Annotated in this window: 11 protein-coding genes and 1 pseudogene; 4 read left to right on the top strand and 8 right to left on the bottom strand. The window is 38.6% G+C overall.

Annotation, left to right across the window (positions count from 1 at the left end; all coding sequences use genetic code 11):
• Window positions 1-241 precede the first annotated feature (241 nt).
• The 3 genes from HRJ06_RS01550 to ilvA all read right to left on the bottom strand — a co-directional run bounded on the left by HRJ06_RS01550 (window position 242) and on the right by ilvA (window position 2,551).
• Window positions 242-820, bottom strand: a complete 579-nt coding sequence (locus HRJ06_RS01550; RefSeq protein ID WP_174727688.1) for a hypothetical protein — start codon at window positions 818-820, stop codon at window positions 242-244.
• 113 nt (window positions 821-933) lie between these two features.
• Window positions 934-1,092 (bottom strand): hypothetical protein, encoded by a 159-nt coding sequence (locus HRJ06_RS01545; RefSeq protein WP_174727686.1) that lies wholly within the window; start codon window positions 1,090-1,092, stop codon window positions 934-936.
• Between the two features lie 289 nt (window positions 1,093-1,381).
• Window positions 1,382-2,551, bottom strand: coding sequence for a threonine ammonia-lyase (gene ilvA, locus HRJ06_RS01540; RefSeq protein WP_174728132.1), 1,170 nt, complete (start codon window positions 2,549-2,551; stop codon window positions 1,382-1,384).
• A 290-nt stretch (window positions 2,552-2,841) separates the two neighbouring features.
• Between ilvA and HRJ06_RS01535 the strand changes: the two genes are divergently transcribed.
• Window positions 2,842-5,118, top strand: coding sequence for a bifunctional diguanylate cyclase/phosphodiesterase (locus HRJ06_RS01535; RefSeq protein WP_174727683.1), 2,277 nt, complete (start codon window positions 2,842-2,844; stop codon window positions 5,116-5,118).
• A gap of 107 nt (window positions 5,119-5,225) precedes the next feature.
• Here HRJ06_RS01535 and HRJ06_RS01530 read toward each other — a convergent pair whose 3' ends face one another.
• The 3 genes and pseudogenes from HRJ06_RS01530 to HRJ06_RS23150 form a co-directional block, all read right to left on the bottom strand.
• Entirely contained in the window at window positions 5,226-5,975 is a 750-nt protein-coding gene (locus HRJ06_RS01530; RefSeq protein ID WP_174728129.1) for an AAA family ATPase, read from the bottom strand.
• A gap of 258 nt (window positions 5,976-6,233) precedes the next feature.
• Window positions 6,234-6,995 carry an NAD-dependent deacylase gene (locus tag HRJ06_RS23155; RefSeq protein WP_277874648.1) on the bottom strand — a complete coding sequence of 254 codons (762 nt, stop codon included), beginning with the start codon at window positions 6,993-6,995 and terminating at the stop codon, window positions 6,234-6,236.
• Between the two features lie 597 nt (window positions 6,996-7,592).
• A pseudogene (locus tag HRJ06_RS23150) lies at window positions 7,593-8,219 on the bottom strand (vWA domain-containing protein); the annotation flags it as partial.
• A gap of 154 nt (window positions 8,220-8,373) precedes the next feature.
• On the opposite strand from HRJ06_RS23150, the gene HRJ06_RS01520 reads away from it, so the two are divergent.
• Both HRJ06_RS01520 and HRJ06_RS01515 read left to right on the top strand, forming a co-directional pair.
• The gene (locus HRJ06_RS01520) at window positions 8,374-8,871 is read left to right on the top strand and encodes a hypothetical protein (protein WP_174727677.1); all 498 of its coding nucleotides are present in this window, start codon (window positions 8,374-8,376) and stop codon (window positions 8,869-8,871) included.
• Between the two features lie 83 nt (window positions 8,872-8,954).
• A complete protein-coding gene (locus HRJ06_RS01515; RefSeq protein ID WP_174727674.1) occupies window positions 8,955-9,131 on the top strand; it encodes a hypothetical protein in 177 nt (58 codons plus the stop codon).
• A gap of 116 nt (window positions 9,132-9,247) precedes the next feature.
• Here HRJ06_RS01515 and HRJ06_RS01510 read toward each other — a convergent pair whose 3' ends face one another.
• On the bottom strand, window positions 9,248-10,465 hold the full coding sequence (locus HRJ06_RS01510; protein WP_174727671.1) for a NupC/NupG family nucleoside CNT transporter: 1,218 nt from the start codon (window positions 10,463-10,465) through the stop codon (window positions 9,248-9,250).
• A gap of 348 nt (window positions 10,466-10,813) precedes the next feature.
• Between HRJ06_RS01510 and HRJ06_RS01505 the strand changes: the two genes are divergently transcribed.
• The gene (locus tag HRJ06_RS01505) at window positions 10,814-11,572 is read left to right on the top strand and encodes a TrmB family transcriptional regulator (RefSeq protein WP_174727668.1); all 759 of its coding nucleotides are present in this window, start codon (window positions 10,814-10,816) and stop codon (window positions 11,570-11,572) included.
• 123 nt (window positions 11,573-11,695) lie between these two features.
• Here the strand turns inward: HRJ06_RS01505 and HRJ06_RS01500 are convergent, their stop codons facing one another.
• Window positions 11,696-12,868, bottom strand: a complete 1,173-nt coding sequence (locus HRJ06_RS01500; protein WP_174727665.1) for an MFS transporter — start codon at window positions 12,866-12,868, stop codon at window positions 11,696-11,698.
• Window positions 12,869-12,964: the final 96 nt, after the last annotated feature.

Below are 12,964 nucleotides of genomic sequence, written 5' to 3'. Positions count from 1 at the left end.
GCTTGTTCGTGCGAAATATTTTTCTCATTATCGCCCTAAGTGTCCATAATGTAGTAAATTTTGATTGAGAAGCCGTCCTTTGACTTCATCCGTTTGGCACCATCCTAAATGGGTTCTTAGCAAGATAGTTACGGAAGTATTTTCTAGAAAAGACTAGCTTGGAAATGGGACTATACAGTAATCAATACTAAATTTTCATCTTTCTTATCCATAAAAAAAACACCCAGTCGGGTGCCTGAACCTATCCTTCTTCCTCTTCTAAAGCATCTGGATAAACAATTTCATTAAAAACCTCTCCCGATGCTGCATCCTCTACCAAGATTTTAACTTCTAAGCGATCTGGACTTGCTCCGTCAAAAAGCTGATAGAACATTCCTGAAAAGCCTAGCCCAAACGCAGCAAAGCCATCAAAGCTATTTTCATAAGCCGCTTTATCTACTACCAATCTAAATTCTGAAAAAGAATTATTATGCGTGATATTTTGAATTGATGTAAATTCCTCACTGTTTTTCATTTCTTCAACAGTTGTTTTGAGATCAGTTTCCATCTCCTGGAGCATTTGCTTGTGCTTGGATTTGGACATGTTATAGGTTAGTGAGCCATCATCATTCTTAGTTACCTCTATCCCATCTTCCTCTGCACTCGCAATGGTACTTTCGATATCTTCTCCCTCAAACATGGATGCTGGCAAAGTTACCTCTACACTCAACAGACCTTTATCTACCTCGATTGACTCACTGTTTTCTTCTTCAACATCAGTTTGACTTTTGGCAGGTTCTGCTTCACCCGAAGACGAGCATGCCGAAAGGGCCGTAATCATTAAGGATAAAAGCAGCAACGTAATGTTTTTAATAAGAAATCTCTCCCTTCTAATTTAATAGCCTGTTCCAATTATGGCATCCAATCCTTTAGCCAGCTCATCCTGGTCCCAGTTCAATAAAGAAGATGGTCATGCAAATCAGCTGTCTCTGTATCCGCTGGCGGTGCCTGAACATTAGCTGCAGTTTCAGGTGCTGGATCACTCTCGCAAGTGGTGATAATGATTAAAAGCAATACTATTAGCAGTTTACTTAAAAATTTACCTCTATTCACTAGATTATTATTCTCATAAAAAACTACAAAACAATATTCAAAAATAACTTTTTTTGCTTATGTATGGACCCTGTTAATATTACCATAAAATTTCCACTCTATATACACCGTTCCATGTTTCCCTTTGTCTTTAAACCGCCGAAGCCTAGATTATGTCCGAGCCTGTGTATTTATATGAAAAAATATATTGCAATTGAATTATTACTAGGCTATTTATTTTATATTACAAAATAAAAAGCCTTCAATGGTTTCAAAGGCCTTACCTGCTAATTTCCTGTACCTCCTAAAATTAGTCCTCCATAGTTACTTTAAACCCTTTCTGTTTCAGTACTTTAAAAAGCTGCTCAATGTGATCATGGTTCTTTGTTTCAACTGAAATAACAAGTTGCGCATATCCAGGATAAATATGCTTGCCAATGTGATGAAGATTGACGGATTGAATGTTTGCATCTAAGGCAGAAATTGAACCCAAAGCTTTTTCTAATTCGCCTGGTTTATCTTTTAAAGTGAAAGCGAAAACCGCATACCTTCCTGACTCGACCAGTCCACGCTCAATAATCCTCGAAATAAAATTCACATCCACGTTTCCGCCGGTTAAAACAGCTGCAACCTTTTTGCCTTTTAGCTTTAGTTTTTTATAAAGCAGTGCGGCAAGGGGGCTTGCACCCGATCCCTCCACCAAGAGCTTATTCCTCTCTAAAATCATCAGCATGGTCCGGGCAATTTCCATTTCATCAACACAATAAATATCATCAACATAATCTTTAATAATTTCAAAAGTTTTCAATCCGGGTTTTTTGACAGCAATTCCATCAGCCATCGTCGGCGCAGCCTCAATCATAACAGCTTTATTTTCTAATAAAGACTGTTTCATACTAGGGCACGCGATAGTTTGTACACCATATACTGAAATATGAGGGTTTTTTTCCTTAACAGCCATAGCAATTCCAGCAATGAGGCCTCCCCCTCCCACAGGACATATAATGGCCTCTACATCTGGGAGCTGATCCAAAATTTCTAATCCGACTGTTCCCTGTCCTGCAATAACAGCTTCATCATCAAATGCATGGATAAACGCCGCACCCATTTGATCCTTTAGCTTTAAAGCGTATGCTAGCGCCTCATCAAATACATTGCCTTCCAATATTACCTCTGCCCCATATTGCCTGGTTGCGAGCACTTTGCTTAAGGGTGCCCCCTTTGGCATGACAATCGTACATTGGATTCCAAGCATTTGACTGGAATACGCAACTCCCTGGGCATGGTTTCCGGCAGAAGCAGCGACAACTCCCTTTTTCAGCTCTTCCTCCGACAAATTAATAAGCTTATTATAAGACCCTCTGACCTTAAAAGACCCTGTCTTTTGAAGGTTTTCAAGTTTTAAATACACTTCATTTTGAGACAGATTACTAAATGTTTTTGAATAATCAAGAGGAGTCGTGTGAACAACTTCCTTCATCTTCTCTCGAGCAATAATAACTTCATCCAAGTTCACATTGACTCCTCCTGTATAAACTCATTTTGCTTTTAGGATATACAGTAGCAGGTAAACTATGTAAAAGTAGATTTAAACAAAGCAAAACTGTTTTGTGAGAGAAAGGTCTCTAGTAGGAATATATTACTAATACAAAATGATCCATATATAATGGAAAATAGGAACCAAAGGTGATATACAAGTAAGCAATCAAACAGTAACATGGAAAAGTACATAAAATTGCAACTAAACAGAATTAAAAGTTAGGAGAAAACATGAAGTATTTAGGAAGATTAACCGCAACACTGCCATTTTTAATTATGAGTGTATGGCATTTACAGCATATCTTTCAAGAAGAAACTGTGTCCAATATTGTCATTAGTCTTATTCTATCGATTCTAACCGTAATTGTAGCTTGGTTTATGGGCGGACAGTATGATCAAGCACAATTTTATTACAAAGAATTATTAAAAAACAAAAAAGATTTACAAGTAAAACAAGAAGAATTTAAGGATATTTTTGATAGTGTAGATGCGACCATTTGGTCAAATGACCTCATTAATGAACGGATTTACGTTTCTAAAGGAATTGAGAAGTTGTCTGGATATACCGTGAAGCAATTTTTCGATGATTTCTCGTTTTGGACTAAGATTTCCCACCCAGCGGATACCCCATTACTATTTAAATTTTATGAAAAGGTATTAGCTGGTGTGTCAGATAATTTTGAGGCTCGTTTCTTAGATGCACAGGGAGAACCCATTTGGGTCTATATGTCTGGGACACCTATTTTCGGGGAAAATAATGAGGTTATAAAAATAAATGGTGTAGTGGTCGATATTAGAGAAAGAAAAAAGACTGAGGCCATGCTACAGGAGAGCGAAAGCCGTTATCGTAATGTTGTCGAGCTTTCACCGAACATTATCCTGATTCACCAGAACGACAGGATCGTCTATGTTAACCCTGCAACAACAAATATGCTAGGCTTAAATGCTACAGAAATTCTAGGAAAAACAGTATTCGATTTTATTGATCCATCAGACAAAGAAACGATTATGTCTAGTAATAGAGAAATCTATGAGAAAAAAAGGCCTAATGAATACAGAGAATATAAGATCATCAAACCAGATGGCAGCTTTGTTTATCTGGAAATGCTAGGGAAAGAAATCAACTATAACGGAGTGCCAGCTATTATGGTTGTAGCGATTGACGTAACCGCTAAAAAGGCCTATCAAGAAAAAGTTCAATTTATGGCCTTTCACGATGCTCTAACCGGACTGCCGAACCGCCATATGTACAATGAATTCTTGGAAACAGCAATGGCACGCAGCAAAAAACATAATCAAGTATTGGCTGTTATGTTTCTAGACTTAGATCGATTTAAATTCATAAATGACACGATGGGTCATGAAGCCGGTGACGACTTGTTAAAAAAAGTTTCGGAACAGCTTCTTAAAAGTGTGCGCAAAGGAGATATGGTATCACGTCAAGGCGGAGATGAATTTGCGATAATATTGGAGGATGTTGACGAATTAATTGTCAGGGAAATTTCTGATAGAATCATCGAGGCCTTTTCAACCCCTTTCATGATTAAAAACAAAGAATTTTACACCTCAGCCAGTATCGGGATAAGCTTATATCCTTTAGATGGACAAGATAAAGAGACAATCAGCTCTAAAGCAGATACAGCTATGTATCTAGCAAAAAAAAGAGGTAAAAATAATTATCAATTTTTCATTCATGAACAGGGTGATATCCTTGATCGGAAAATCAAATTGGAACAAAATTTAAGAAGAGCACTTAAAAATAATGAGTTTTATCTTGAATATCAGCCAAAACTCGAACTTGAGACAGGAGAAATTTATGGAGTTGAGGCTTTAGTACGCTGGAAACATCCTGAACTGGGGATTATTGCTCCAACAGAGTTTATTCCTATTGTAGAAGAAAGCGGGCTGATTTCTAACTTTGGCAGTTGGATTCTTAATGAGGCATGTAAACAAAATAAAAAATGGCACGAATCTGGAATTCGAATAAAAATGGCTGTAAATGTTTCAGCTCTACAGTTTGAAGATGCAAACTTTGTTGAGACAGTCCGTCAGGTTCTTTCAAGACATCAATTGCCGCCACAATCTCTTGGGCTTGAAATAACGGAAAGTGTCATGCAAAATATCGAACGATCTTCCATCATTATTCATGAATTGAAGCTGTTGGGTGTCAAAATATCAGTTGATGATTTTGGGACTGGATATTCTTCATTAAGCGTACTAAGTAACTTGCCGATTGACTTAGTAAAAATTGATAAGTCGTTTATAAATGAAATTCTAATCAATGCAAACACAGCATCCTTGGTAAAAACCATGATAGAGATGGGGCAAAATTTAGGTTTTCAATTGGTTGCTGAAGGAATTGAGAAAAAGCAGCAAGCCGAATTTTTAATGAATCATGGCTGCCGTTTTGGACAGGGTTATTATTATAGTCCGCCACTTGCTGCAGCCGAAGTAGAAAAAATGCTCAAAGCACCCTTAGTCAAATCTTCCGAATTGGTACGACGATAATCTTATAATCATTCCCATATAAAAAATCCAGCTGTCAAAAACTAAGCTGGATTTTTTATTAGTTTGAAATCCTCAAGCAAAAAGTTATACATCCAGGTTTTACTCACTTAACTTTTATTTAACAGGTGATGAATCATTCTATCTTTATCATCAAAAAACTGTTGCATGATCCTGTAATGATTGGTTTCCTCCAGCTTTCTTTCCGATATTCCTTCTTCGCTGAATTCATAGATGAGTGCATCGGGATAAGCCATAATGATGGGTGAATGGGTAGCAATAATAAATTGCGAGTTTTCATTAACCAAATCATCAATCCTTGTCAGCATTGACATTTGCCTTAACGGGGAAAGTGCTGCTTCCGGCTCGTCCAATATGTAAATTCCATTCCCGCGGAATCGATGCAGGAATGTGGAAAAGAAGGCCTCTCCATGTGACTGTTCATGAAGAGACAATCCGCCAAAAGAATCAACCACCCGGGGTCCGCTACCTTCCTGATCCATCTCTTCTATATTAGAAGCCACATTGTAAAAACTCTCCGCCCTCAGGAAAAACCCATCCTTGGGCCTATCTGAACCCCTAATAAGCTTAATATACTCAGCAAGGGTGGAATGGGACTCAAAGGTAGAAAAATTAAAATTAAAAGAACCCCCTTCAGCATTAAATCCTAGAGCGATTGCTACGGCTTCCAGTAAAGTCGATTTCCCCATACCATTTTCACCTATAAGGAATGTGACCTTTGGATGAAAACTTAGTTTGTCTAATGTCTTTAAACTAGTAAGATTAAACGGGTATTCCTTAAATGAAGATATTTCGTCTCTTTTAAGACTCACTTTTCTTACATATTGTGTATTAAGCATACTCATATCAACTGCCTCAGATCGTTTCTTCTTATTTTAACACCTGTTGCGGAACCATTAAACAGCTGGTGCAATACCAATATCTTAATTTCAACCTTGTCTATCTTTAAATCCATTTTTCCTTAAAATCCTTAACATACTGTTGTATTTTTATAGGTTTCTTATTTGTAATTTTTTCAAAATCATATCTAATTCCCTTAGCGAGCCCTATCTTTGTCGGAAAATGAACACCGATAATAACATTAAAACGTTTACTATTTAATTATCCAACTCCCTCAAAATCGAACCAATCTTCTCTCCATTAATCACTAAGTCTGCCTCTGGATCCAGTGCTGTTTCTTCTTTATTAATAATAACTAGCTTAGCTCCATTCCTTTTTGCTTCAATCGGGAAATAGTTGGCTGGTGACACACTGAGAGATGATCCTAAAACAATGAACAAGTCTGCAGCTTCAGATTCCTCAGCTGCTTGATTTAATGCTTTTTCAGGCAGTGATTCTCCAAACAATACGACAGAAGGACGGATAAAGCCGCCGCAGCTGCATGTTAAATCTTCTCCCATAAATCGTTCAATAGGATAGCTTCTTCCACAATTATGACAATGGCAACTTCTAAGTGTGCCATGAAGTTCTTCTATTCTATGGTTTCCAGCAGTATGGTGAAACCCGTCAACATTCTGCGTAATAATTGATTGAATCTTTCCAGCTGCTTCCCATTTGGAAAGTATCCGATGTCCCGTGTGCGGCTGGCAAGATTGCAAACCTTCAACCCTATGGCGATAAAAGTCAATAAATTGCTGCCTGTTGTGTTCCATTGCTTCAGTGCTTGCCAGTTCGAGCGGGTTAATGTTATTCCACATACCGGAAGACGCAGAGCGAAAGTCTGGCAGGCCTGCCTCCGTACTCATTCCAGCCCCAGTGAAAATCACTGTCTGATCCGCTTGTTTCAACCACTTTTTTAAAAGATTAAGCTTCTCCTGTACTTTATTAGAAAATACGTTTTCCTGCTTTCGCCGTTTCATTTGGCGGTACTTTTGCTGGTGTAATTCTTTCCGTTTTTGTTTGGTGTACTCAAAATTTTCCAACTGGCTGAAAATAACCTGTGATTCAGCTAATAATTCCAAATCGTTATGTGCCTGTGCTTTTTCTGCCATACTGGAAGCCTGCATAAAGAGGAGTTCCTTTCCAGATTCGATATTACCTTCGTCAAATAACCGCATTGCTTCTTCAAGTTTTTGCGCCGACTTTGTTATTTCGATCTGTTTATCAACATGGGCATTAACATCAATCGAGAGCATATCCAGATCAGTAGTGATTTCAGCCGGTATATTCAGTGTTGATCTGCAATCCTTTACACCATTCTTCACATCAACAAAAGACCATTCGATGTCAAATAAATCATGCACTCCCGATGGCATTCCTGGAACCGTGAATTCAACTAGAATGGATTTCACCTCATTTGTGAACATGTCACCCAAAGAAATTTCGATACTATTATCACGGGTTTCAGTCATATATCCATACACTTTTTCAATACGCACACCCATTTTAGGATTTAGTTTAAAATTCACATCCTGGGCCACTACTGATAATAACCCTTCAAGCTCCTGTGCAAAGATGTCCGGGATCTGCTCAGCATCATTAATAAAATAGTAATTCCCTTTGCCATGCTCAGCGATGCCTTCCATCAGCTCTTCGTTAAAATGGTCACTGACCCCCATCGTACTGATCACAGCGCCTGCTGTTTGGTAATCGTCCACCACTTTCATAAGATGATCAAAATCAGTAACTCCCGCATTCGCTTGTCCATCAGACAATAGGATTACTCGGTTAACAAACAGATCTGTATTCTGGTTCAGAATGTGCTGGCAGCCTTTGATGAGCCCTCCAGACAAATTCGTGATCCCGCCTGTATCAATTTCATCAATTTTCTTTTTTAAGAGGTCCTTATGCTTTACTTCCTGAGGAGGCAGTATCGTTTTAATCTGATCATCAAAAACCACCACATTCAGCAGGTCTTTTTCCTGAAGCTGGTTGACGATGAACTTTGTTGCTTCTTTACAGTAATAGAGGGGCTTTCCGCTCATCGAGCCTGACCTGTCTAAAACGACTGATAAATTGATTGGTGATCGTTTTGATAACTCACCCTTTCCGTTAAGTTCAAACAGAATAAACGTTTTTTCCACACCAGCTGCAGGCAAGTATTTTTGTAAAAATGAGTACGATAACGAAATAAATTGGTCCATGCAATTCTCCCCTTTTCATTTGAGTTTCCATCGGTTGGCTGGAGGCAAACTGATGAGAGCCGTAACATCTATATAAATCTGATTATGATATAATTATAAATGAATTTATCCATATTTTGGTCGCCTTAAAAGCGACAATTTCGGGGGTAGCAGAATGTTAGATAAACAATTATTAGAAGAGCTGAAGGAGTTCGTCCAATTTCAGTTGAAAGACTTTGTATTTTATGCTGAAACTTCCGATAACATGGTATTAAACTCTAATATGATTATCGAACCAAGTGATCTCGATGAATTTATTAAAACAAACCTCAAACCAACACTTAAAGATGTACTGTTTAGTTTTATTGATGAAAAAGGATGCAGTGACGCAGAGATCTATAAAAGAGCAGCTATTGACCGCAGACACTTTTCAAAAATCCGTTCCAATCCAAGGTACCAGCCTAGAAAAACGACGATCGTTGCCCTAGCCCTAGCCCTCCAGCTGGATAGAAAAGAAACCGACAAGCTATTAAGCTCAGCCGGTTTCTCATTATCGAATAGTGATACTTACGATTTAGTTATTCAGTTCTGTATCGAAAGAAAAATCTATGATGTTAATCAAGTCAACCATGCATTAGATCATTTTAAATTGCGGCCGTTAACTGGAGCTTAATTACCGAAAAGCCTTACACCTAAATGCATAGGTTAAATGTCCCCATTTTTACATACCCTATTGTGCAGGAGGTGTCATTTATTATGGTGAGATTTTTTAATCCAGTAAAGAAAAGTGAAAGAAACAAAGTAGGAGCTGATAATCAATTGCATGGGGGAACATTAGAGCCTTTTGATCAGTTTTCTAATGCAATTTCTGAATCTGTCAGCAACGTAGGAGACGGCAATAATCAAGAGGGCCCAAAACAAGCTAAAAAGTAGCTCCTAACGCCATTTCGACGTTTGTGTGATCATATCCCACCCTAAGTGGATCTTCTTAGCCAAGTTTAAACAAAAAAGAGGAATCGGGAAATCCCTGACTCCTCTTGTCTTTACTATTATAATAACATTCCAGCAATTGCAGCACTTAACAGCGATGCTAACGCTCCTGCAGCAACAGCACGCATGCCCATTTTCGCAATATCCGGACGTCTGCTTGGAGCAAGCCTGCCCAATCCACCAAGCAGGATTGCTAATGAGCTAAGATTCGCAAACCCGCATAGTGCGAAGCTAACCACAATGTTTGTTTTTGCTGTTAAATTAGCCATTTCCGGGGCAAATGCCGCGTATGCAACAAATTCATTCAAAATAAGCTTTTGGCCGATGAAGCTTCCCGCCTGCAATGCTTCAGACCAAGGAACCCCAACCATAAAGGCAATTGGTGCAAACAGCCAGCCGAGCACTAGTTCAAGCGATAGAGCTTCAAAGCCAAACCAGCCGCCAATTCCGCCCAAGATTCCATTAACAAGAGCAATTAAGGCAATAAACGCTAAGAGCATCGCACCTACGTTAAGAGCAAGTCCTAAACCGTCGGAAGCTCCGCGGGCTGCAGCATCGACAACATTCTCAGGCTGTTCTTCTTCAATCACTTCTACTCCCTCAGAAACCGTTTTGGCCTCCTCAGTCTCTGGCACCATAATCTTTGCAATAATCAAACCAGCTGGTGCTGCCATGAAGCTCGCCGCCAACAGATACTCGAGCGGTACCCCTAGCAGCGAATAACCGATCAGGACCGAACCTGCGACAGAAGCAAGTCCGCCAGTCATAACAGCAAAGAGCTCTGACTTAGTCATTGAGGCAATATATGGCCGTATGACAAGAGGTGCTTCGGTTTGTCCAACGAAAATATTTGCTGCTGCTGACATCGATTCTGGCTGGCTTGTCCCAAGAAGTTTGGAAAGCCCCCCACCAATAATCTTGATAAACCACTGCATGACTCCAAGGTAATAAAGAACAGAAATGAGTGAAGAAAAGAAGATGATAACGGTTAATACCTGAAAAGCAAAAATAAAACCAATTTCTTCATTCCCAATTAAACCGCCAAATAAAAAGTCAATTCCCACATTCGTATAATTGATAATATCCTGGATTTTTAGAGATAACCATTCTAAAGCTGATTGCCCAACCTCCCATTTCAGGACGATAAAGGCAAAGAAAATTTGAATGGCAAGGCCGCCAATAACCGTTCGGATATTAATATGCTTTCTATTGTTTGATAATAATAAGGCTAACCCTAGAATAAAAACAATCCCCATTACTCCCCATAGAAAATTCATGATGATAACCCCCGTTAGTTTTTTTGCTGCGTAAGCCTTTTCATTTAAACATAAAAGATGGCTTCCACAACATTTTTTTAGAATAGTAATAAAGTAGGTTAATTGAAAACGGTTACCACTTAATGAGTAACTACTTAATAGATTACAATATCCTTTAGTTATCTGTCAAACAGATTATCAGGCTGGTAAGTTATACCTGAGAACTGCTTGGTCAAAACACACAATAAATTATTTTAAAATTAAAAAATCAATAATATTATTGGAATTATTGAACTTTTCATTTATTATTATGCTAAATATACTTTGTCAGAAAAAATCTTTTACTTACACGCAAGCTAGGAGGACGTCATGCTGCAGAAATTCGGTTTTTCACAATATGAAAGTAAAGTGTTTGAGGTTCTAGCTTCAAGTGAGGAACCCTTGGATGCATCAAGTATTGTTAAATATTCGGGTGTTCCAAAATCCAAAATATATGAAGTCATCACCCGCTTAACAGAAAAAGGTGTAGTATTGGATTCGGTTTCAGAAAAAAAGAAACGCTATACTGCCCTTCCTTTAGCGCTCGTGATTGAAAAATTAACAAATGAGTTCCAGGAGCATGTCAACGAGCTAAAAAGCAATAAATTTAAAAGAACATTTTATGATGAGCATGTTTGGAGTCTTAAGGTTGATTCATCCATCCGCGCCCAAAGTAAACACCTGATCCAAACAGCCAAGAAGTCTATTTTTGTTTCAGCCTGGAAGGACGATTTTATTGAATACCTTCCGTTGCTAAAGGAAAAAGAAGAGCACGGAGTCAGTGTAGAGGCCCTTGTTGTTGGTGATTTGGAAACAGGCTTGTCTAATGTTCATACCCTTATTCCTGCAAAGGAACATCAGTCTCTAGAACGATTCCGTTTACTAGTAGTCGATGATAAAGAGGTCATTTTTGCAGGAATGGAAAACCAATCCTGGCAAGCTTTAAAAACAATGTCTAAACCCTTCGTGAAAATTTTCACTGAGTTCTTCTACCATGATGTTGCATTAGCTAAGATAAATGAAAAACACTATGATTTACTGATGGATGATGAAGAGATACGAAACATTCTTATGAAGCTGCGCTATTAAATTCGGAGGCTGAACCAGAGCACAAGAGCCCGGAGAATTTTATGGTTTTTATGTCAAAAAAGGAGGCTGGCCAGGGTCAATTGCGACCTTGCCAGTCTCCTTTTTAAGTTTACCAAATCGTTTTTACCGTGTTGGCTTTAATGACGGAGAAGCGATAGATTTTGTATTTACTATTGAAATAAAGGCCGTCACCAAGGCTAAAAGAATAAATAACCCTCCAATGGTTGGGTTAACCTCAACAGATGCCCTTTCGATTACAATACCGCCAACCATTGACCCAAACGCGATCCCAAAATGAAGCGCTGAATTATTTAAGCTCTGCTGAATATCAGAAGATTCAGGAGCAGATTCAATAAGATAGCTTTGCAAAGCAGGTGTAATTGCCCAGCTCAGCATACTCCAGACTACCATTACCGTGATAAATAGCGGGAATGAAAAAGTCGTATATGGAATCAAAAAGATCGATACCCCAAATGCAATCACAACAGAAATAATCGTTGGCTTTGCGCCAAATCGATCGGCTAGTATGCCTCCTAGTCCCCCGCCTGCTACGGCTGCAATTCCGAAAATTAAATAAACGATACTAACCCATGTTCCATTTAAACCCATAGTTAATTTTAAGAATGGAGTTAAATAACCGTACAACGTTAAATGGCCAGCAAGAAACAAGAAAGATGTTAACTGAGTGAATAGGATTTTTCTATCTTTTAACGTACGAAGCTGTTTAAGCAGTGGGATTGGCGGTTTAGGCTCTAGTCTTCCCATAAAGAAATATACGCCTGCCATGGAAACAAGACTCAAGACAGAAATTAACATAAATGGTGCTCGCCAGCCAAGGGCATTTCCTAGCATCAGGCCAATAGGCACACCTAGTACAAGTGATGCACTGATCCCCATAAATACGATCCCGATAGCACGGGCACGGTATTCCTTCGATACAATATTTGAAGCCATTGTTATACATAGTACTACCAATAGGGACCCACTTGATGCAGTAATAATACGAGAGATTAAGAGAACGCTATAGGTTGGACTCATAAAAGCAAGAACGTTTCCTAAAAAGAATACAAATAAAGAAACAATCGTCAACCGTTTTCGTTCCATTCCAGAAGTCATCGTTAGTAAAAGAGGAGCTGAAATAGCAAAAACCACCGAGAAAATGGTAATAAGAAAGCCAACCTGTCCGAGAGTTACCCCCAGATCAGATGAAATAACATCCAATAACCCGCCGATAATTAATTCGACCATACCGACAACAAAAGAAACAATCGTTAATAAATAGACACGTTTATCCATGTAGTTCCCCTTCTTTTTCTTAAAAGTTACCTCTACAATGGTAACCTATTATCACTTATTAATCAATAACAAATTTCCCAAAAAGGAAGGGGTTAT

This window comes from Mesobacillus harenae (assembly GCF_013343715.1).
Lineage (GTDB): Bacteria > Bacillota > Bacilli > Bacillales > Cytobacillaceae > Mesobacillus_A > Mesobacillus_A harenae.
This window is presented reverse-complemented; position numbering and strand designations above follow the sequence as displayed.

What these genes read in the sequence shown, in the direction of transcription:
- HRJ06_RS01550 (WP_174727688.1), bottom strand. Translation starts at nt 820, where the DNA reads ATGATTACGGCCCTTTCGGCATGCTCGTCTTCGGGTGAAGCAGAACCT.
- ilvA (WP_174728132.1), bottom strand. Translation starts at nt 2,551, where the DNA reads ATGAAGGAAGTTGTTCACACGACTCCTCTTGATTATTCAAAAACATTT.
- HRJ06_RS01535 (WP_174727683.1), top strand. Translation starts at nt 2,842, where the DNA reads ATGAAGTATTTAGGAAGATTAACCGCAACACTGCCATTTTTAATTATG.
- HRJ06_RS01530 (WP_174728129.1), bottom strand. Translation starts at nt 5,975, where the DNA reads ATGCTTAATACACAATATGTAAGAAAAGTGAGTCTTAAAAGAGACGAA.
- HRJ06_RS23155 (WP_277874648.1), bottom strand. Translation starts at nt 6,995, where the DNA reads ATGAAACGGCGAAAGCAGGAAAACGTATTTTCTAATAAAGTACAGGAG.
- HRJ06_RS01520 (WP_174727677.1), top strand. Translation starts at nt 8,374, where the DNA reads ATGTTAGATAAACAATTATTAGAAGAGCTGAAGGAGTTCGTCCAATTT.
- HRJ06_RS01515 (WP_174727674.1), top strand. Translation starts at nt 8,955, where the DNA reads ATGGTGAGATTTTTTAATCCAGTAAAGAAAAGTGAAAGAAACAAAGTA.
- HRJ06_RS01510 (WP_174727671.1), bottom strand. Translation starts at nt 10,465, where the DNA reads ATGAATTTTCTATGGGGAGTAATGGGGATTGTTTTTATTCTAGGGTTA.
- HRJ06_RS01505 (WP_174727668.1), top strand. Translation starts at nt 10,814, where the DNA reads ATGCTGCAGAAATTCGGTTTTTCACAATATGAAAGTAAAGTGTTTGAG.
- HRJ06_RS01500 (WP_174727665.1), bottom strand. Translation starts at nt 12,868, where the DNA reads ATGGATAAACGTGTCTATTTATTAACGATTGTTTCTTTTGTTGTCGGT.